General features: G+C 64.9%; 21 protein-coding genes. 4 read left to right on the forward strand and 17 right to left on the reverse strand.

The window, feature by feature from the left end:
* The first annotated feature begins 30 nt into the window (after positions 1-30).
* Positions 31-462 (forward strand): TerB family tellurite resistance protein, encoded by a 432-nt coding sequence (locus tag ACOYW5_RS15190; protein ID WP_423065730.1) that lies wholly within the window; start codon positions 31-33, stop codon positions 460-462.
* A gap of 5 nt (positions 463-467) precedes the next feature.
* Positions 468-782: a heavy metal-binding domain-containing protein gene (locus ACOYW5_RS15195; RefSeq protein WP_423069477.1), complete on the forward strand. Its 315-nt coding sequence runs from the start codon at positions 468-470 to the stop codon at positions 780-782.
* Here the strand turns inward: ACOYW5_RS15195 and ACOYW5_RS15200 are convergent.
* The gene (locus ACOYW5_RS15200) at positions 779-1345 is read right to left on the reverse strand and encodes a hypothetical protein (protein WP_423065731.1); all 567 of its coding nucleotides are present in this window, start codon (positions 1343-1345) and stop codon (positions 779-781) included. The two genes, ACOYW5_RS15195 and ACOYW5_RS15200, sit on opposite strands and share 4 nt — an antisense overlap.
* A gap of 104 nt (positions 1346-1449) precedes the next feature.
* Between ACOYW5_RS15200 and ppa the strand changes: the two genes are divergently transcribed.
* Complete coding sequence (ppa, locus tag ACOYW5_RS15205; RefSeq protein WP_423065732.1) at positions 1450-1983, forward strand: inorganic diphosphatase; 534 nt, start codon at positions 1450-1452, stop codon at positions 1981-1983.
* 169 nt (positions 1984-2152) lie between these two features.
* Here the strand turns inward: ppa and ACOYW5_RS15210 are convergent, their stop codons facing one another.
* The 6 genes from ACOYW5_RS15210 to ACOYW5_RS15235 all read right to left on the reverse strand — a co-directional run bounded on the left by ACOYW5_RS15210 (position 2153) and on the right by ACOYW5_RS15235 (position 8776).
* Complete coding sequence (locus ACOYW5_RS15210; RefSeq protein ID WP_423065733.1) at positions 2153-2998, reverse strand: SMP-30/gluconolactonase/LRE family protein; 846 nt, start codon at positions 2996-2998, stop codon at positions 2153-2155.
* A 124-nt stretch (positions 2999-3122) separates the two neighbouring features.
* The gene (locus ACOYW5_RS15215; protein WP_423065734.1) at positions 3123-4616 is read right to left on the reverse strand and encodes an MDR family MFS transporter; all 1494 of its coding nucleotides are present in this window, start codon (positions 4614-4616) and stop codon (positions 3123-3125) included.
* A 255-nt stretch (positions 4617-4871) separates the two neighbouring features.
* A complete protein-coding gene (locus ACOYW5_RS15220; RefSeq protein WP_423065735.1) occupies positions 4872-6026 on the reverse strand; it encodes a serine hydrolase domain-containing protein in 1155 nt (384 codons plus the stop codon).
* 51 nt (positions 6027-6077) lie between these two features.
* Positions 6078-7322 (reverse strand): DNA polymerase IV, encoded by a 1245-nt coding sequence (gene dinB / locus ACOYW5_RS15225; protein ID WP_423065736.1) that lies wholly within the window; start codon positions 7320-7322, stop codon positions 6078-6080.
* A 66-nt stretch (positions 7323-7388) separates the two neighbouring features.
* A complete protein-coding gene (locus ACOYW5_RS15230) occupies positions 7389-8126 on the reverse strand; it encodes a phosphotransferase family protein (RefSeq protein ID WP_423065737.1) in 738 nt (245 codons plus the stop codon).
* On the reverse strand, positions 8126-8776 hold the full coding sequence (locus tag ACOYW5_RS15235; RefSeq protein WP_423065738.1) for an NAD(P)-dependent oxidoreductase: 651 nt from the start codon (positions 8774-8776) through the stop codon (positions 8126-8128). Before ACOYW5_RS15235 ends, ACOYW5_RS15230 begins: the two co-directional genes overlap by 1 nt.
* Before the next feature lie 93 nt (positions 8777-8869).
* Between ACOYW5_RS15235 and ACOYW5_RS15240 the strand changes: the two genes are divergently transcribed.
* Entirely contained in the window at positions 8870-9745 is an 876-nt protein-coding gene (locus ACOYW5_RS15240; RefSeq protein WP_423065739.1) for a heme-dependent oxidative N-demethylase family protein, read from the forward strand.
* Between the two features lie 22 nt (positions 9746-9767).
* Here the strand turns inward: ACOYW5_RS15240 and ACOYW5_RS15245 are convergent, their stop codons facing one another.
* From ACOYW5_RS15245 to ACOYW5_RS15290, 10 genes are all read right to left on the reverse strand, one after another.
* Entirely contained in the window at positions 9768-10997 is a 1230-nt protein-coding gene (locus tag ACOYW5_RS15245; protein WP_423065740.1) for an AGE family epimerase/isomerase, read from the reverse strand.
* A gap of 22 nt (positions 10998-11019) precedes the next feature.
* Entirely contained in the window at positions 11020-11871 is an 852-nt protein-coding gene (locus ACOYW5_RS15250) for a toll/interleukin-1 receptor domain-containing protein (RefSeq protein ID WP_423065741.1), read from the reverse strand.
* Between the two features lie 81 nt (positions 11872-11952).
* Positions 11953-14109: a sodium-translocating pyrophosphatase gene (locus ACOYW5_RS15255; protein ID WP_423065742.1), complete on the reverse strand. Its 2157-nt coding sequence runs from the start codon at positions 14107-14109 to the stop codon at positions 11953-11955.
* Between the two features lie 567 nt (positions 14110-14676).
* On the reverse strand, positions 14677-15459 hold the full coding sequence (locus ACOYW5_RS15260) for an SDR family NAD(P)-dependent oxidoreductase (RefSeq protein ID WP_423065743.1): 783 nt from the start codon (positions 15457-15459) through the stop codon (positions 14677-14679).
* 63 nt (positions 15460-15522) lie between these two features.
* Positions 15523-16083: a TetR/AcrR family transcriptional regulator gene (locus tag ACOYW5_RS15265; RefSeq protein WP_423065744.1), complete on the reverse strand. Its 561-nt coding sequence runs from the start codon at positions 16081-16083 to the stop codon at positions 15523-15525.
* Positions 16084-16121: 38 nt separating this feature from the next.
* On the reverse strand, positions 16122-16445 hold the full coding sequence (locus ACOYW5_RS15270; RefSeq protein WP_423065745.1) for a DUF167 family protein: 324 nt from the start codon (positions 16443-16445) through the stop codon (positions 16122-16124).
* Positions 16429-16722, reverse strand: coding sequence for a YggT family protein (locus tag ACOYW5_RS15275; protein WP_423065746.1), 294 nt, complete (start codon positions 16720-16722; stop codon positions 16429-16431). Before ACOYW5_RS15275 ends, ACOYW5_RS15270 begins: the two co-directional genes overlap by 17 nt.
* A gap of 95 nt (positions 16723-16817) precedes the next feature.
* Complete coding sequence (locus tag ACOYW5_RS15280) at positions 16818-17693, reverse strand: sigma-70 family RNA polymerase sigma factor (RefSeq protein ID WP_423065747.1); 876 nt, start codon at positions 17691-17693, stop codon at positions 16818-16820.
* Between the two features lies 1 nt (position 17694).
* Positions 17695-18153, reverse strand: a complete 459-nt coding sequence (locus ACOYW5_RS15285; RefSeq protein ID WP_423065748.1) for a carboxymuconolactone decarboxylase family protein — start codon at positions 18151-18153, stop codon at positions 17695-17697.
* A 71-nt stretch (positions 18154-18224) separates the two neighbouring features.
* Entirely contained in the window at positions 18225-18839 is a 615-nt protein-coding gene (locus ACOYW5_RS15290) for a DedA family protein (protein ID WP_423065749.1), read from the reverse strand.
* Between the last annotated feature and the right edge of the window lie 50 nt (positions 18840-18889).

Here is an 18889-nt window from a genome sequence, read left to right on the forward strand (position 1 = left end):
TCTTCCGCGCGACCCAATTCGAGGATGCCAATGTTCGACGCCCTCCGTTCCATCTTCACCCGCCCGGACGCGACCATGCTGAGCATGGAGCCCAAACTCGCCGTCGCCGCGCTTCTCGTCCATCTCGCCGCCATCGACGGGCAGGTAAGCGAGGCCGAGCGGGATGCGCTCGAAGGCACGCTGATGGACAATTACGGCCTCAACGAAACCGAAGTCCGCAAGCTGGTGGAGGAGGCGACCCGGCAGGACCAGGAATCGGTCGATTTCTACCGCTTCACCTCGGCACTTTCCTCGCTCGAAAACAGCGAGAAGCTCGAGATCATCCGGATGATGTGGCAGGTCGTGTTCGCCGACAGCCGCAACCACGAGCTCGAGGATAACATGGTGTGGCGCATCGCCGAGCTGATCGGCGTCTCCTCGCGCGATCGCACGGTTCTCCGCAGCCAGATGGCACGAGCCTGAGCATGATCGTCATTTCCACGACGCCTACGCTCGAGGGTCGGCCGATCCGTGAATATCTCGGCATCGTCACCGGCGAGGTGATCGTCGGGGCGAACATTTTCCGCGATCTGTTTGCCGGCATCCGCGACATCGTCGGCGGCCGGGCCGGCGCCTATGAGAGTGCGCTGCGCGACGCGCGCCACACGGCTTTCGACGACCTCAGGGCTGAAGCCGGACTTGGCGCCGATGCAGTGGTCGCGGTCGATATCGACTACGAGGTGGTCGGGCAGGGCGGCTCGATGCTAATGGTGTCGGTGTCAGGGACAGCGGTGCGCTTCTAACGCTCCCAGGCCTCGAACTTCCCGACATATTCCGGCTCGTCCTTGGAACAGTCGAAATCCTTGGCCCTCTCGTCGGCGGTCTTGCGGGCGAGTTCGTTGGCATCGGGATTGGCCAGCGCGTCGACATAGGCGATCTGGCAGGTGGCGCCCGGCTGCACCCTGGTGACGACCAGCACCTGGCCTTCGGTCTCGGTGCCTTCGCGCTGGGTGAAATAGCGCAGGATCGTGGCGAATGGCTTCCAGTAGCCCTCGGCGTTGGAGACGCGCCATTCGATCTTATCGCCCAGCCGGTTGAACGGGCCGAGAGTCTGCTCGGCGGCTTTCTCGGTCGTCGAGGTGAGCCCGTAGGAGACGAACATCCTGAGGTCGCCTTCGGATACCATGACCGGGATGCCCTTCAGGCCGGGGCAGGCCCAGGTGGAGCCGAAATCATCGGACTGGATCACGGTGCAATGGAGGTTCAGGTCGAGATCGGTGTAGCTCGACTCGATCTGTTGCGCGTTGGCCGCCCCCGTCAGGGCGAAAGCGACATAAAGCGCACTGGCAAAAATCCTGATGATCACGGCAAATCCCCTGAAGCTCGCATGGGTGTCACGCGCACCCATGCCTTGCAATCATGGCCCCGGATAGGCCAAAAGGCCCCAACCGTCTCCCTCAAGGCATTACCATGAATATCGACGCGATCCCGATCGGCAAGAATCCCCCTGACGACCTCAACGTCATCATCGAAGTGCCGCTGGGTGGCGAGCCGATCAAATACGAGATCGACAAGGCTTCTGGCGCGCTGTTCGTCGACCGGTTCCTCTACACGCCGATGCGCTACCCTGGGAATTACGGCTTCGTCCCGCACACCCTCTGCGGCGACGGCGACCCGCTCGATGTGATCGTGATGAATTCGCGTCCGCTGGTTCCCGGTGCGGTCGTCCGCTGCCGTCCGTTCGGCGTGCTGTTCATGGAAGACGATGGCGGCACCGACGAGAAGATCCTCGCCGTGCCTGTATCGAAGCTCACCAAGATGTATGACGGCATCAACGACATCACCGACATGCAGCCGATCCAGCTCGAGCGGGTGAAGCACTTCTTCACCCACTACAAGGATCTCGAACCCGGCAAGTGGGCCAAGATCGACAAGATCGGCAACGTCGCCGACGCGCGCCAGGTGATCCTCGAGTCGATCGAGCGGGCCAAAACTGCGAAGTAAAATCGACGACCAACAAGGCTGCAGGGCGCCCCCTTGAAACTCGACCGGGTTGATCGCATATATCGGTCAACGGTAGGTTGATTGGGCGCTGTTCCCTCCCGGCAGCCCGGTCCCCACCTCAAAGAAAGGCGCTCCCCGAAAGGGTCGAGCGCCTTTCGCTTTTTAGGGCTCAGGGATAGCCGGCGTGTGGTATGGCGACCCGGGCGGAGAAGACCCGGCCGGTCGGGTCGGTGACATCGACGCTGCCGGCCCATTCGTTGGCGATCATGTAGAGCGTCTTGCCATCGCTGCCGCCCAGCATCACGGCAAAGCACATGCGGTCGAGTTCGATCCGGTCGAGCACCTCGCCGCCCTCGCGAACGCGCATGACCACATTGGCGGCCGAGGTCCAGATGCAGCCCTCGGCATCGGCGCAGATGCCGTCATTGCCGTATTCGCCGACATTGGCCCAAAGCCGGCGGTTGCCGAGGCTGCCATAGGCGGCGATGTCGAAAGCGGTGAGGTTGCCGTTGAACGATTCGGCGCAGACGAGAGTCTTGCCATCCGGGAGGATCGCCATGCCGTTGGGGAAGGCGAGGCCGTCCGCGACCTTTTGCGCGCGGCCATCGGCGCTGACGAGGGCGATGAAGCCGGGGCGGAAGTCGCCGCCGGGGAAGTCGAAGTCGATATTGTTGACGTAGATGTGGCCGGCCGGATGGACGGTGATCTCGTTGCAGCCGTGGGCGGAGAGGTGCGACAGGTCGGCGAAGCGGGTGAAGCTGCCGTCCGGGCGGCGCAGCTGCAGGTCCCGGTCGGCGGCATGGACGAGCAGCATGCGCCCGTCGGGCAGCCAGTCGAACGAGAAGGGCAGGGAGGCCACCGCGCTCTCGACGTGACGATTGCCGGCTTCGTCGAGGGTCAGGAGCTTTTGCCCGACCCAATCGGCGAACCACAGTTTTCCGTCATGCCAACGCGGACATTCCCCCAACAGGATGCCGTCGGTCAGCAGCGTGGCGCGTGGGCTCGGAGCGTTCATCCTGTCCTCCATCGATCGGCTCGACACAATGTCGCCCGAGGACGGCCGATTTCGACAGCGGGATGCAAAAAAGGGCGCCGGAGGTGGTCTCCGGCGCCCGATGATTCACGTGGAACGGTCGCTCCTAGTGGCCGCCCATGCCGGCCATTTCCGGGTTCGCCGGCGGCTTCTTGACGAAGAAGGCGGCGACGACTGCGAAGAGCGAAATGACCGCACCGCAGAGGAAGCCGGTGCGGATACCGGCGGCAAGCGCCGTGATCTGGTCGGCGCCGCCAGCGATTAGCGCAGTGCTCTGGATGGTCATCAGCGCGATGAACAGCGCCACGCCGGCCGCGCCCGCCACCTGCTGCACCGAGCCGAGGATGGCGCTGCCATGCGAATAGAGCGACATGGGGAGCGAGCTCAGCGAGGCGGTGAAGAGCGGCGTGAACATCAGCGCGAGGCCGATGCAGAGCGCCACGTGGCCGGCGAGAATCAGCCAGATCGAGGTCGACTGGTCGACCAGCGTCAGCGACCACAATACGGCGCTGACGATGGCGGCACCAGGCACCAGGAGGCGCGTCGTGCCCCACTTGTCATAAAGCCGGCCGACGATCGGGCCGAGCAGGCCCATGATCAGGCTGCCCGGCAGCAGCATCATGCCGATCTGCAGCGGATCGAGCTTGATGACGTTCTGCAGGAACAGCGGCAGGAGGATGATGACCCCGAACAGCGCCATCATGGCGATGGCCATCATCACCACCGACAGGGTGTAGTTGGTGTGGGCGAAGGTCCTGAGGTCGAGCAGCGCCTTTTCATGCTTTTGCAAGCTGAGCTGGCGGAGGACGAACAGCACCATGGTGACGAGGCCGACGCCGAGCGGAATCCACGGCGACACCCCGCCTTCGCCGACGGCCGATGCCGCTTCGCCGAAGCTCGAGAGACCATAGACGATGCCGCCGAAGGCCAGCGCCGAGAGAATTACTGAGAAGAAGTCGAGCGGGGTCGAGCGCGGTTCGGAGACATTCTTCATCTTCACCGCACCCAGGGCGAGGGCGCCAAGGGCGATCGGCAGGATGAGGATGAACATCCAACGCCAGTCGAGATTGGTGAGGATGAAACCGCCGATGGTCGGGCCGATGGCGGGCGCCACCGACATGACGATCGAGATATTGCCCATGGTCTTGCCGCGCGCCTCGGGCGGCACCAGCGTCATCACCGTGGTCATCAGCAGCGGCATCATTATCGCGGTGCCGGTGGCCTGGATGACGCGGCCGAACACCAACAGTTCAAGGCCGGGCGAGACGGCGCAGATCAGCGTGCCGGCCGAGAAGATCGCCATGGCGAGCATGTAGATCGGCCGGGTGTTGATGCGCTGCAGCAGGAAGCCGGTGATCGGAATCACCACTGCCATGGTGAGGAGGAAGGCCGTGGTCAGCCACTGCGCGGCCGAGGCGGTGACCCCCAGGTCGTTCATCAGCGGCTGGATGGCGACGCTCATGATCGTCTCGTTGAGGAAGACGACGAAGGTCGAGACCAGCAACAGGGCGATGACCAGCCGGTTGCGGGCGGCGGTCGAGGGCTCGATCGGAGCAGTGGTGGGTACGTAAGAGATGTCGTTCAGGGCTTCGCTAGTCATGGGCGGCCTGCTTTCCGGACGAGATTTTCAATTGGGGGGTGGCTGTATTGCATGGATGCGGAACCGGGACCAGTAACGGGTTTGCATGAGCTATGTGCATCGGTGCCGTGTCAGATCGTGTCAGCATGGTTTGGACGCTCCGTTCGACATGATGACGAAGCGGGAGGTGTGGAATCGACATCGATCCCGAGGAAAAATGCTTAGGCGTACACTTAAGTGTACGAGGTTGACGCTGTCAACGCTTAAGTGGTTCCATTAGTATGGCGGCCTAAGGCTGTTCCAGGCGCCGTAGAGCGTCGAGTGAAGTAGCTGCCATTCCTCGCCGGCGCGATAGACGACCAGCCCCTCTTCGGGCATCAAGTAAAGCACTTGGCCGCCCTGGCCCATCAAGTAGGTGAAAGGCCCCTGCAGTTCCTGGCCGGGTCGATCGAGGATGTCCTGTCGAATATGTGCGCCGTAGTGACTCTTGTGACGCTCGTCGAGACTGGCGTCGAGGCCGAGGAATTCACGCCATAGCGGCGTGGGCAGGAAGGGTAGCGCGCCGCCGTTCTCATTGAGGAAGACGCCGACGCGGATCCAGTCGCGCGCCGTCGCATAGATGCAGCAATAAGCCGAGACAGGGGTCCGGGCAGCCGGCTTGCGCCATAGCGCTGTGGAGGCGCCGGCAGGCTGCCAGATCTTCTCGTCGAGCAATTCGGCGAGCGGGCGGGCGTAACGCCGCTCCAGCACTGCACCGAGCAGGGCTGTGTTGACGTTCTGGTAGCTGAACGGAGGGCTCTCGGATGGTGTCACCGTGAGTCCGCGCTCGATGGCACCGAGGCCGAGGAAGTGGAGCCGTGCCAGGGGGCCGAAAGGGTTCGGGGCCGTGTCGTCCTTGCCGGCCTGCGTGCTGCCGAACTTGCCGCCCTCGCCGTCGAAAGCGATGCCGCTTCTCATTTCGAGCAGGGCGCGCAGCGTCACGGATTTCAGGCCCTCGTCGTTCGGCAGCAGCTCGCCCAGCGTCTGGTCGAGGCTGGTGATCTTGCCGTCCGCCAGCGCCTTGTAGATAAGGGCGCCGACGAGACTCTTGGCCATGGAGAAGGAGTTGAAGCGAGTGTCGGAGTTCAGTCCGTCAGCGTAATGCTCAAGCTTTAGGGAACCGCGGCGAGACACCAGCAGTGCCTTGCCGTGCGCGCCAGAGAAGGCGGTGGCCAGCGTCGGATCGAGGGGCCGCTCGGCCGCATCGAGGCTGGGTGAAAGGTCGCGCGGCGCTGCGGCGCCAGCGAGGCTCGCAAAGTGGCCGACGCCAGGCCCGACGAGAGGCGGCACGCCTTCGGCGATAAGCTGGGGGAGGTAGGGAGCGTAGGCCAAAGCAGCGCAGATCAGTGCGGCCAGCACGGCGAAAAACCCGACAATCCAGCGCAAATGCACCTCCCTCACTCCCCAGAAAAGGGCTGGCAGTCGTAAACGGCGGAAATACGGCTAGAGCGGCTTCTCGGCGAGGCCGCGGAAGGCGTCGGGGACGCGCTCCTGCCGGTCGAGCGCGACTTCGCCATAGGCGATGGCTTCGCGGCCGAAGCGGGTGCGGACCTTGTCCATGGCGCCATCGGCGACGAGCCGGGCGCGGCCCTGGCGGCTTCCGGTCCGGCGCGCCTCATCCTCGAGGCCGAGTGGCAACTCGAGCTGGATGAGCGGGTCGCGGATCAGGTGGGCGACGGAGATGGCGAGGAGCGTGATGGTCTGCTGGTCGGGGTGGTCGGCACGGACGACGCGCACCAGGTCCTCGGCGATCTCGGCGAGGCTGGCGGTGGCGGCGACCGGCGATTCGATGCTCATCGAGCGAGTGACGGCACTCATGTCGCGAAAGCGGACGCGGACGGTGATGGTGTAGCCGAACCAGGATTTGGCCCTGAGCCGCGAAGCGATGCGATCGGCGAGATGGTTGAGGGTCGGGCGCCAGATCGCCGCGGTGAAGGGCTTTCGCCCAAGCGCCGATTGCGCGCCGGCCGAGCGGGCGCGCTGGTGGGTGACGATCAGGCGCGGATCGCGGTTCCAGCTGAGGGCGCTCAGCTTTTCGCCTGCGGCATTGCCGAGGATGCGCTGCACCCAGTCGACGCGCTTTTCCGCCAGCTGACCAATGGTGAGGATACCCTCGTCCTCGAGCTTACCCTCCGTCACCGGTCCGACGCCCCACATCAGCGAGACCGGGAGCGGGTGGAGGAAATCGAGTTCGGTCGCGGGATCGACGACCACCAGGCCATCGGGCTTTGCCACCTGCGAGGCGACCTTGGCGAGATGTTTGGTGCGCGCGATGCCGACCGAGATAGGCAACCCGATCTCGTCGCGCACTCGCTTGCGCACAGTGCGGGCGATGGTTTCGGGCGAGCCGAACAGGTGCTCGCAGCCCGCCACGTCGGCAAAGGCCTCGTCGATCGAGATGCGCTCGATCAGCGGGGTGTAGTCGCCGAGGATGGCGATGGCTGCGTCGCCGAGGCGCTGGTACTCCTCGAAATGGCCGCCGGTGAAGATCAGGTCGGGGCAGAGTTCCTTTGCGGCCCAGCCCGACATGCCGCCGTGTACGCCAAAGGCTTTGGCTTCGTAGGAGGCGGCCAGGACCACGCCGCCGCCGACCGCGATCGGCTTGCCGCGCAGTTCCGGGTTCAGCAATTGCTCGACGGAGGCATAGAAGGCATCGAGATCGGCGTGGAGGATGGTGGCGTCGGCCATTTCGCACCTGTGATGAGAACATAACAGGAACAAATGGGCCGGGAGTCAAGATGAGTCGTGCGGCGGCTACGCCCGGGCCAGTTCCAAAAGGCGCGGTTTTTCCTCCGGCACATTCTCGCACAGCCGCGCCGCGGCGAGAATGGGGAGCCAGGCGAGGACGTCGCTGCGGTGAACCCCCGATGCGGCGGCGTAGCGATCAAGATAGGGATCGGCGAATTGCGGCGCGCCCTGCAGCATCAACAGATAGCTGCGGCAGGCGTCGGCGGCGGGCGGGCCGGAAGTGGCGTCGGGCCAATCGACGACCACGGCACTCTCGGGCGTGCCGATCAGGTTGAACGGGTGAAAATCGCCGTGGCAGAGGCGGTTGCCATCGGGGAGGGCGGCGAGCCGGTCGAGCAGGCGGCTGCGCAGGGCGTCGTCGAGGCCGGGGGCAGCCTTGAGGCGATCGGCGAGCCGCAATTTCAGCGGGCGGAGCCGCGATTCCATTTCGGCATGGACCCGGAGATGCAGCGCGACCATGGCATCGAGCGCCGCGGGCGCGATCGCGGGCCGCTCCAATGCCAGCGTCGCCAGCGGCCGGCCTGAGGCGCGGGACATGACGAGGCCCCAGCGCTCGCCATAGCGTCCGGCCTCATGCACCGCCGGCGTCGGCAGGCCGTGATCGGCGACGATGGCGAGGATCGCCGCCTCGGCGAAGGCGGTCGAGCGCGCCCCGGGGTCGCGGTAGAGTTTCAGGACATGCTCGCCATACTCAAAAGCCTCGGCCACCTTGCCGGAGCCGAGCAGCGGACCGATCTCGGGCATCAGGCGAGCGCCGATTTCAGCGCGGCTGCGATGGCCACCTTGCCGCGGGTGAGCTGGAAGACCTTGCCAATGGCTTTCGGTTCTTCGAGCAGGGCCACGGTAACGGCGGCCACATCCTCGCGCGGTACGGATTCTTCGTCGATCGCGGCCTGGCTCAGCAGCACCTTGCCGGTGCCGCCGCCATCGGTGAGCTCGCCCGGCTCGAGGATGGTCCAGTCGAGGCTCGAGCCGGTGATGTGCTTTCCGGCGGCGCGCTTCTGCTTGTAGTAGTCCTTCATCTCGGCATTCATCGAACGGGTGGAGAGCCCGGTGGAGGCGCCGATCGACGAGATGGAGAGGTAGCGCTTTGCGCCGGCCTTTTCGGCGGCGCGCACCGTGCGGAGCGTGCCTTTGCGGTCGAGCTCGCTATTCTCGCCGGCAGCCGAGCCGGCGGCGAAGACCACGGCATCGGAGCCCTTCATCGCATTGACGATGACATCGAACTCCGACGTGTCGAGATCGACCAGCTCCACAGCGGCCCCGAGCTTCACCAGCTCCGCCATGTGCTTAACGCTGCGGATCGTGGCCACCACGGTGTGCCCGGCGGCGATCAGCCTCTCGACCACGAGCTTGCCGGTGCGGCCCGAGCCGCCGATGACGGTGACACGCATGATCGCTCCTCAATTGCGGCGGGAAGCCTGCCGCAGACGGGAGGTTCGGGCAAGGCTGCTTGTGTGCGCTGTTGGATCGGCTAGCGTTCTGGCATGTCGCTCCCACCGCTTCCCGGCCCGCTGGCGCAGGCTTTCGCCATCGGCTTGAAACCGCTCGATCCGTCGCAATGGATCGATGTGGATGATGAGCTCGCCGCCTATCTCGCCGAGAAGGGGCGGCTGTTCGCCAAGCGTCGGGCCGAGGTGTTCGCCGCGGAATACGGTACGGGCGTGGCTCAACAAGAGGTCCTGCAGCGGCTGGTGGCACATCTGGCGCAGCATAGTGCCAGCCATGTCCGGGAGGATAACGCCGTCCGTATCGTGCCGACGGGCGAGGTTGTTGCGCTGGATGGCGACCGGCCTGCCTTGGAGACGGCGGCGCGGCTGGTGCAGGAGGATTTTGTGCTGATGCGGCGGAGTGCCGATGGCTGGCGGCTTGTGGCAGCGGCGCTGTGCTTTCCCTCGGCCTGGCGGCTCAGCGATAAGTTCGGCCGGCCGATGCACGAGGTGCATGCGCCGGTGCCCGGGTTCGGGGCGGGGACGCGGCCGGCCGAGTTGATCAACCGGATGTTCGACAACCTGCAGACCGGCGCGGCGATGTTGCGGTGGAACTGGTCGCTGTTCGGAGACCGCGTGCTGTTTCATCCCGAGCCGAGCCACGCGGTGCCGCGCTTTGGGGCGGAGGGCGAGAAGGCGGTGGTGCGGCTCGAGCGGCAGACGATCACCAAGCTCGATACCGGCGACGTGCTGTTCACGATCCGGATCTATCTCGAGCCGATCGATTCGCTGGCGCGGCAGCCGGAGGGGCGGGAGATCGCGGCGGCGATACGGGCGCAACTCGCGGCGATGCCGGTGGAGCAGGCGGAGTACAAGGGGTTGTTGGCGGAGCGCGAGACGGTGATGCGGCGGTTGGAGGGAATGCTGGGCTAGCGCTGGGCGGAAAGCGCCGGCCTCAGCCCTTCAGCGACTCGATGATCCCCTTGGTCACGCTGCCTTCGGCCGGATAGAGCGGGATCAGGCAGGCTTGGAGGGCGTGGTAGATGTCGCCTTTGCCGGCGAAGAGCGAGTAAGCCGGCAGCATGGTTTCGGTCAGCTGCTCGTGCCAGGCGCCGTTGACGTGGTCGAGATGATAACGCGCGATCACGTCCCAGATGTTGCGGTACCAGGTTTCGTGGAACTCGCTCGGGCGGTGCGCCCCAAGGAACGCCGCCGCGCCGATCCCCTCGGCCATCGGCCACCAGAGCTTGTGGCGCTGGTCGGGGACGTTGTTCCAGTCGAGCGTGTAGTAGAGGCCGCCGCGCTGCTGGTCCCAGCCGAGCGTGACCGCTTCGCGGAACAGCGCTTCGGCGGCGTCGGGCATCCAGGCGTGTTTCTTGCCGCCCAGCGCCCAGAGCTGGAGCACGAGGCGGGACCATTCGAGGGCGTGGCCGGGGGTGGTGCCGGCCGGGCGGAACATCGGGTCGCCATTGTAGTTGTGGTCGACGTTCCAGTTGGCATCGAAGTGCTCGGCGACGCGGAAACCGTTGGCGCCGGCGCTGCGGCGGATGATCAGGTCGGCGATCTGCTCGGCCTTGGTGAGATATTCGCGCTCGCCCGTGGCCTCGAAGGCGGCCATCAGCGCCTCGGTCAAATGCATGTTGGAGTTCTGGCCGTGATAGGGGCTGATCACCGACCAGTCGGCGTTGAACTCCTCGTCGATGGCGCCATGCTGCTTGTTCCAGAAACGGGTCTCGATCACTTCGGTGACGTCGGCGATGACCTTGTCGGCGAGCGGGTGGCCGACGAGTTTGGCGCTCGAGGCGGCGAGCAGCACGAAGGCGTGGCCATAGCCCTGCTTCCGGCCCTTGTCCGCGGCGCCATCGTCATCGACGGCCCAGAAATAGCCGCCGCGCTCGGCGTCACGATGGTTGTTCCAGAGGTAGTGCATGCCGTGGTCGACGATCGGGTCCGAGCCCGGCCGGCCGAGGAGGCTGGCGATGGCAAAGCAATGCACCATGCGCGCGGTGGAATGGATACCGCGCACCGGGTTTTGCGGCCTGATCGGCCCGCCGATGGCAGTGAGCTCGAAGAAGCCGCCGGCCGGGTTGAACGAGCGGTTGCCGTAGAAGGCGAAGAGGGATTCAGCCTGATCGCGGAGCCACTGGCGGTGATAGGGGCGGCTGAGCCATGGGGTGGTGGGCATATGTGGATTTCCCTAGTCGGACTTATTCTGAGGACTGAATCGCCTGATAGATTTTCCGTGTTACTGCGTCGATCCCCTCGGACCAGTTCGCAGCCACCCTGTCAGCCAAGATTGGCGAGTACTCGTAGACGTCGCGAGGCGTAACGTCGCGCCAAATGGGCAGAACGAGCTTCTTCTGTTCGACAAGCTCCCTCGTAAAAATGGAGTCGTACTCCCGCTTCGACCATCCGCCATTACCGAGGAAATTGGGCGTGATAACGAGAATGCACCGATGACATTCCTTAAGTCCGCGTTCGATGCTCTCACGCAGGCTATCGCCCACCGTCAGCGAGAACTCGTCGTACCAAACAGGAACCAGCATGCTGCTGAGCTGACGAGCGAGCGGTTGAGCCATTTCCGACTTGTCGCGACTATCGTGCGAGATGAACGCTTTTGGTCGCTCGGCCACGGATCGACTCTCCACGTACTCAACGCTCCGAAATGACAAACGGTGGCCCGCAGTAGTCGACTCACGATGGAGGCGTTCGCGATCCTCGGCACTGACTGGGCGCTCTGAGTACAGGTAGATTTGTCCCGTAAAAACTAGGTCCGAGCTTGGGTGCTTATCCGAAGAAAAACCCATGCTCACAGCGGTTTTATCCCTGAGCGCCAACACCTTCGAGACTTCTCGAAGGACGATGGCTTCAGGACACGCTACTTCATCCATCGCAGGGATGTAGAACGATACGAACAGCGCGTTGGCCTCGAAGTCAAAGTGCAAGCGCGCGATGACATTACCAAACTGCCGACCATTGACGTCGCCGATGGGCCACTCCTCATGCAATGTCGTGTTCGACCGCGCGTCGTTTAGAAAGTACTCTTTGAGAGTTGCCACGTGTGCCTCGCACGAATTGGCCCGGGATCGCTCCCGGGCCCCTTTCTATTCGCACCGTATCACGGCCGGTGACGGCGGGGATTATGCCCCGCCCGTCAGATGGGCCAGCACCGCCAGCAGCAGCAGCGCCACGATGTTGGTGATTTTGATCATCGGGTTCACGGCCGGGCCGGCGGTGTCCTTGTAGGGGTCGCCGACGGTGTCGCCGGTGACCGAGGCCTTGTGGGCGTCCGAACCCTTGTAGTGCTTGACGCCGTGGCTGTCGGTGAAGCCGTCTTCAAAGCTCTTCTTGGCGTTATCCCAGGCGCCGCCGCCGGCGGTCATGGAGATGGCGACGAAGAGGCCGGTGACGATGACGCCCATCAGCATGGCGCCGAGAGCCGAGAAGGCGGCGGCGGTGCCGGCGATCCAGTAGATCGCGACGAAGACGACGATCGGCGAGAGGACCGGCAGCAGCGAGGGGACGATCATTTCCTTGATCGCGGCCTTGGTCAGCATGTCCACGGCCCTGGCGTAGTCGGGCTTGCTGGTCCCCGCCATGATGCCCGGATCGGCCTTGAACTGGCGGCGGACTTCCACCACCACCGATTGGGCGGCGCGGCCGACGGCCGTCATCGACATGCCGCCGAAGAGGAAGGGCAAGAGGCCACCGAAGAGCAGGCCGACGACGACATAGGGGTCGGCGAGCGAGAAGCTCAGCGGCCCGAGGCCATAGAAGAACGAGCCTTCCGTGGCGTTGGCGGAGAAGTATTGCAGATCCTGCGTATAGGCGGCGAACAGCACCAGGGCGCCGAGGCCGGCCGAACCGATGGCGTAGCCTTTGGTGACGGCCTTGGTGGTGTTGCCGACGGCGTCGAGCGCGTCGGTGTTGTGACGCACTTCCTTGTCGAGGCCGGCCATTTCGGCAATGCCACCGGCATTGTCGGTGACCGGACCGAAGGCATCGAGCGCGACGATCATGCCGGCGAGAGCGAGCATGGTGGTGACGGCGAAGGCGATGCCGAAGAGGCCGGCAAGGTTATAGGTAACGATGATGCCGACGATGATGACGAGCGCCGGCAGGGCGGTCGATTCCAGCGAGACCGCGAGGCCCTGGATGACGTTGGTGCCGTGGCCGGTCACCGAGGCTTCGGCGATCGAGTTGACCGGGCGCTTGTTGGTGCCGGTGTAGTATTCGGTGATGACGATGATGAGGCCGGTGATGACGAGGCCGGCGACGCCGCACCAGAACAGGTTCCACGGCGTGAACTGCTTGCCGCCCTCGATGCCGAGCTGCACGTCGAGCCCGCCAAAAGTCCAGGCGAGGACCGGGAGCAGCGCGATCAGAGACAGGATGCCGGTGGCGATGAGGCCCTTGTAGAGGGCGTTCATGATGTTGTTGTCGCCACCGAGCTTGACGAAATAGGTGCCGATGATCGAGGTCAGGACGCAGGCGCCGCCGATGGCGAGAGGCAGGATCATGCCCGCCAGCTTGAAGGCATCGGGGAGGACGATCGCCGCCAGCACCATGGTGGCGACGGCGGTCACCACATAGGTCTCGAACAGGTCGGCGGCCATGCCGGCGCAATCGCCGACATTGTCGCCGACGTTGTCGGCGATGGTCGCGGGGTTGCGCGGATCATCCTCGGGGATGCCGGCTTCCACCTTGCCCACCATGTCGCCGCCGACGTCCGCACCCTTGGTAAAGATGCCGCCGCCGAGACGGGCGAAGATCGAGATCAGCGAGGCACCGAAGCCGAGGGCAACGAGCGAATCGATCACGGTACGGCTGGTCGGCGCGAAGCCGAGCATATTCGTGAGGATGATGAAGTAGAGGGTGACGCCCAATAGGCCGAGACCAGCGACGAGGAGGCCCGTGACGGCGCCGGACTTGAAGGCGAGGTCGAGGCCGCCGGCGAGCGATTTGGTTGCTGCCTGCGCGACACGCACGTTGGCGCGCACCGAGACGTTCATGCCGATGAAGCCGGCGGCGCCGGATAGGATGGCACCGATGGCAAAGCCAATGGCGGCGTAGATGCCCAAGAGGAAGAAGGCGAGGATCAGGATGACCACGCCGACGATGGCGATAGTGGTGTACTGGCGGCGGAGATAGGCGGAGGCGCCTTCACGCACTGCGGCGGAAATCTCCTGCATGCGAGCCGAGCCCGCATCGGCCTTGAGCAGGCCCTGCGTCGTGACGACGCCGTAAACGATTGAGAGCAGACCGCAGATCACGATCGCCCATAGCAACAGGTCCATAGAATAATCCCTCGGTGTGACGACACCGAGGGGCGCTCCATAGTTGCAGCAGCTTGACGCCGCTCCTCCTCGCCCCCCGGAGTTCGCGTGCGATTCTTGTGCCAAATCGCCGCAGGTGGTGCAATGGCGTTGTCATATTGGCGCGCCGAGTTGTCCGGCCGCCCTTCGGCGCCGGAGTCTTGGGTGGGCGGGGACCGGCGCGGTTTTGGGCCACGCGGTTAGTCCGCAAATGAAACGGCCGTCGCCGCGCCGATCCAGATCGGGATGAGTAGGATCGGTGGAATCCAAGGAGCGTGCCCCCATCGCGCCTCTCGTCTGCATTACTGCATCGGAGCCCGGATGGGTGGTCGGTTGTCGGTCCCACAAACCCGCCATGGCACGACTGCCATGGCTCCCGATGTCCACTCACCGTTCGTTCGTCGCGACCGCCGCCCGTGACTGGACCAGCGCAGTTTACGATGGGGCGGATGGTGGGGGGATAAGTGTGATGAAGAGAGAGACGGCTGCCCCCTCCACCAGCTTCGCTGGTCATCCTCCCCCGCCCCGCGGGGGAGGATGAGGCGAGCTTCAGGCTGCGGCGTAGCGGGCTGCCGGCTTTGACAGCGACAGGTGCGGCTGGAGGGCGAGGCGCTCGTTGTACCAGTTCTCGTAGAGCGCCGGGGATTCGAGCGAGGGAATGGTGACGAGTTCGCCGGCATCGAGCCCGGCGAGGGCCGCGTCGACGAGAGCGTCGACATCCATCACGGCTTCGTCGGGGAGGCCGGCGCCGCCTGATATCATCGGGGTGCGCGTGTAGCCGGGGAGTACAGCCTGCACCTCTACGCCCTGCGGCTTGACGTCGAGATCGAGCGACAGGGAGAGGTTCAGTACATAGGCCTTGGAGGCGGCGTAGGCGGCCGCCGCGGGCGTGTCGATGAAGGCCATGGCGGAGGCGAGGTTGACGATCTTACCCTGTTGCCGGGCGGCAAAGGCTTTGGCGGCAACTGAGGCGAGGCGGGTGAGGGCGATGACGTTGACCGTCAGCATGCTGGTCAGGTCATCGAGATTGCCGGCGCTGAGCGGACCGCCGCTGACGAGGCCGGCGGAATTGACGAGCAGGGTGATCGAGGCGTCGGTCTCGAGGCGTCGCTCGACGCGGGCAAGGCCGGCGGTTTCGCCGAGATCGGCGACGATGCGCTCGACGGCAACGCCATGCGTGCTCGCGAGGCTTGCGGTCAGCGCCTGAAGCTTGTCGGCGTTGCGGCCGACGAGCACGAGGTCATAGCCGCGCTTCGCGAGGCGGTCGGCATAGACTTCGCCAATGCCTGACGTGGCTCCGGTGATGAGGGCAGTTCCAAGATGTGCGGCCATGATCGATCTCCTGCAATGGCGTTCGCAGGATAGATGATGATCATAATATAAGAGAGCAAGGGGTCAGGCCGACTCTTTTTCGAGCAGCGAGTTCACGGCGGCGGTGAGGATTTCGTCGGACAGCGCCCGGTCGGCGACGGTGCGGGAGAGCGTCAGGGCGCCGACCATGGTGGAGTAGATCGCCATCGCCCCGCGGCGCGATACGCGGGCGAGTTCGGCGATCAGCTCGAGATAGGCTTCGACGCCGGCCTCGAAGGCCTGGCGCAGCGCCGGGCTGCCCCGCGCGGCATCCTGCGACAGGGCGGCGATGGCACAGCCCAGCGCCGGGGAATCCCGGTGGGCGGGAGAGAGATAGAGCTCGACCGCGGCCCGCAACGGATTGTCGGAGGCCAGGGCCCGCTCGCGCATCCGGGCAGTGGTTTCGGCAAAGACACGCGTCACCGCTTCGACGGCGAGCGCGTCCTTGCTCTGAAAATTGTTGTAGAAGCCGCCATGCGTCAGACCGGCGGACTTCATCAGGTCGGCGACGCCGATGCCGTCGAAACCGTGGGCACGAAACTCAGTGCCGGCGACCTCGACCACATGGGCGCGGTTCTTCTCGGCCTGTTCGCGGGAGACTTTCACTGCCAGCTCCTATTGATGCTGGCCGTAATATAAGCAATTCAGCCGAGGTTTTCGAGGGCGGCGGTAAGGCGATCCGGATCGCCGGAAAGACGGAGGGTCTTGAGGCGGGCGGTTTCGCCTGCGACCAGCGTGACGGCGGATTTGGGGATGCCGAGGGTTTTGGCGATCAGCGCGATCACCGCGGCATTGGCTTTGCCCTTGTCGGGAACGGCGGTGACGCGCACCCGCAACACGGCGGTGCCGTCATCGCGCCGCTCGGTGCCCTCGACGCGGTCGGCCCCGGCATTGGGCGTGACGCGGAGGCTCACGAGGATGCCATCCGCGTCGCGCCTGAAGGGCTGTGGGCTAGAGAACGCGGCCAACCGCAAGCGAGGCGATCAGGTTCTGCAGGAAGAAGATGACGACGAAGACGATGAGCGGCGACAGATCGAGCCCGCCGACCGGCGGGATGATGCGGCGGATCGGCTTCAGGATCGGCTCGGTGATCTGGTTGAGCACGCGCCAGACCGAGTTCACGAATTGGTTGCGGGTGTTGATCACGTTGAAGCTAATCAGCCAGCTCATGATGATCATGATCAGGAAGATCCACCAGACGATGTTCAGAATGAAACTCAGCGTCTGCAGAATAGCAAAAGTCATCGGGCGTCCTCAGGTTCGTCGCCCTATTTAGGGGGCACTGGAGCGAGCGGCAAGCGGGCGCGACGATTTTGCCTTTGATGGCGGAGGGTTGGCGCTCAGTGGAGCGCTGCGCCCTTGATATGCCCGAGCTTATCCGGATTGCGCACGATGTAGAGGCCGGCGATCTTGCCATCGACGATCTCGAGGGCGGTGGTCTGCAGCTGGCCGTCGGCCTCGAGCGTGACGTAGCCGGGCAGTCCGTTGATCATGGCAAGACGGACAAGCTGCGACGGGGCGCGGGCGAAGAGGCGCGCCATCCGCTCCATCAGCTGCATCACGTCGTCGAGGCCGACGATCGGGACCGGACCGGCTGGGCGCTTGCCGCCGCCATCGGCAGTGACGGTGATGTCGGCGGCGAGCATCGACTTGAGCGCTGCCATGTCGCCGGTCTGCGCGGCGGCAAAGAAGGCCTCGGCGATCTCCATGCCGCGGCGCTGGTCGACGGCGAAGCGCGGGCGCGCGTCGTGCACGTGCTGGCGGGCGCGGGCGGCGAGTTGCCGGCAGGCGGCGGGTTCGCGGCCGATGGCGCCGGCGACCTCTTCGAACTCCATGCCGAAGACATCGTGGAGAAGAAATGCAGCGCGCTCGAGTGGAGAGAGGCGTTCGAGGGCCAGCAGTAGAGGTAGGGTCACGTCTTCGGCCAGATCGGCTTCGGTCTCGACCACCGGCTCGGGTAGCCAGGGGCCAATATAGGTTTCGCGCTTGCGGCGGGCGGACTTCAGCACGTCGAGGCAGAGCCGGGTGACGACGCGGACGAGGAAGGCTTCCGCGTTGTCGATTTCGGAGCGGTCGGCGGTGTGCCAGCGCAGGAAGGCTTCCTGCACCACATCCTCGGCATCGGCGACCGAGCCGAGCATGCGGTAGGCGACCCGGTGGAGGCGGGGCCGATGAGGTTCGAAACTGATGGCCGCATCGGCCCGCCCCGCGTCCATGTTACGCGGCCGCCTTGATGGCCGACGAACGCGGAGGGCTCACCCGGAAGCCGGCATTGATGCGGTTCCATGTGTTGATGTTGCCGATCAGCAGCGTGAGGACGACCTGCTCGGCCTCGCTGAACTCAGCCGCCACCAGCTCGTAGGCCGCATCGGAGGTGGCGTGATCGAGCGTGGTCAGAGCTTCGGTCCAGGCGAGGGCGGCCCGCTCGCGGGGCGTGAAATGGGGCGCTTCCCGCCAGGCATCGAGCAGGTAGATGCGCATCTCGGTCTCACCGTCCTGGCGAGCCTCCTGGCTGTGCATGACGAGGCACACGGCGCAGCCGTTGATCTGGCTGGCGCGGATTTTTACGAGATGGGCCAGGGCCGGCTCGAGGCCGACATCGGGCACGCCGTGGCTGTAGTCGATCAGGGGCTGGATGAGGTCCATCCGGGCGTAGGGGTTGATGCGCTTGGTCATCATTGTCTCCATGTCATTTCGATGATCACGACAACAAGACGACCGGGCACCCTAGCGGTGTGACATGGGGTTCAGTTTTTTTCGCCGGCGCTGCTTGGGCGCCATGTGAACAGGCGGACAATGTAGAGGCCGACGACGGCGATGAGGACCAGCCAGGTCAACGGGTCGATCCAGCTTTCGACGAGGTGATAGTGCTCGTGGAGGAGGTACCCGGCACTGACCAGCACGGTATTCCAGATCAGCATGCCGATGGCCGAAAACAGCGCGAAGGTGAGGAAGTTCATCTTGGCGAGCCCCGCGGGGACCGAGATCAGGGTGCGGAGGATCGGGAACAGCCGCCCGACGAGGACGATGGGCCGGCCCCAGCGGTCGAAGATGCGGGCGGCGTAGTCGATCTCATCGGCATTGAAGGCGAACCAGCGGCCGATCCGGTCGGCGAGCCACTTGACCCGTTCGAGCCCGAACAGGCGGCCGACGAAGTACCAGGGCAGCATGCCGATCAACGAGCCCGCGGTCGCCGCGAGAATGACCCCGAGGAAGTTGAGCTTGCCCTCTCCGGCGGCAAAGCCGGCGAAGGGCACGATCAGCTCCGAGGGGATCGGCGGGAAGACTGCCTCGAGCAACATCAGCAGGGCGATGCCGATGTAGCCGAGGTCGGTGATGATCTGGGTGATCCAGGTGGCCATGGGTGCTCCGAAGCAGGTGCCCGAGGAGAGATCGCATGGGTCCCCCGGTC

It is taken from the genome of Devosia sp. CN2-171, from assembly GCF_049354815.1.
Lineage (GTDB): Bacteria > Pseudomonadota > Alphaproteobacteria > Rhizobiales > Devosiaceae > Devosia_A.

Bases quoted from the DNA above. Each gene is read 5' to 3' on its own strand.
- ACOYW5_RS15190 (WP_423065730.1), top strand. From the start codon at position 31: ATGTTCGACGCCCTCCGTTCCATCTTCACCCGCCCGGACGCGACCATG.
- ppa (WP_423065732.1), top strand. From the start codon at position 1,450: ATGAATATCGACGCGATCCCGATCGGCAAGAATCCCCCTGACGACCTC.
- ACOYW5_RS15210 (WP_423065733.1), bottom strand. From the start codon at position 2,998: ATGAACGCTCCGAGCCCACGCGCCACGCTGCTGACCGACGGCATCCTG.
- ACOYW5_RS15215 (WP_423065734.1), bottom strand. From the start codon at position 4,616: ATGACTAGCGAAGCCCTGAACGACATCTCTTACGTACCCACCACTGCT.
- dinB (WP_423065736.1), bottom strand. From the start codon at position 7,322: ATGGCCGACGCCACCATCCTCCACGCCGATCTCGATGCCTTCTATGCC.
- ACOYW5_RS15230 (WP_423065737.1), bottom strand. From the start codon at position 8,126: ATGCCCGAGATCGGTCCGCTGCTCGGCTCCGGCAAGGTGGCCGAGGCT.
- ACOYW5_RS15235 (WP_423065738.1), bottom strand. From the start codon at position 8,776: ATGCGTGTCACCGTCATCGGCGGCTCGGGCCGCACCGGCAAGCTCGTG.
- ACOYW5_RS15240 (WP_423065739.1), top strand. From the start codon at position 8,870: ATGTCGCTCCCACCGCTTCCCGGCCCGCTGGCGCAGGCTTTCGCCATC.
- ACOYW5_RS15245 (WP_423065740.1), bottom strand. From the start codon at position 10,997: ATGCCCACCACCCCATGGCTCAGCCGCCCCTATCACCGCCAGTGGCTC.
- ACOYW5_RS15255 (WP_423065742.1), bottom strand. From the start codon at position 14,109: ATGGACCTGTTGCTATGGGCGATCGTGATCTGCGGTCTGCTCTCAATC.
- ACOYW5_RS15260 (WP_423065743.1), bottom strand. From the start codon at position 15,459: ATGGCCGCACATCTTGGAACTGCCCTCATCACCGGAGCCACGTCAGGC.
- ACOYW5_RS15275 (WP_423065746.1), bottom strand. From the start codon at position 16,722: ATGACTTTTGCTATTCTGCAGACGCTGAGTTTCATTCTGAACATCGTC.
- ACOYW5_RS15280 (WP_423065747.1), bottom strand. From the start codon at position 17,693: ATGGACGCGGGGCGGGCCGATGCGGCCATCAGTTTCGAACCTCATCGG.
- ACOYW5_RS15285 (WP_423065748.1), bottom strand. From the start codon at position 18,153: ATGACCAAGCGCATCAACCCCTACGCCCGGATGGACCTCATCCAGCCC.
- ACOYW5_RS15290 (WP_423065749.1), bottom strand. From the start codon at position 18,839: ATGGCCACCTGGATCACCCAGATCATCACCGACCTCGGCTACATCGGC.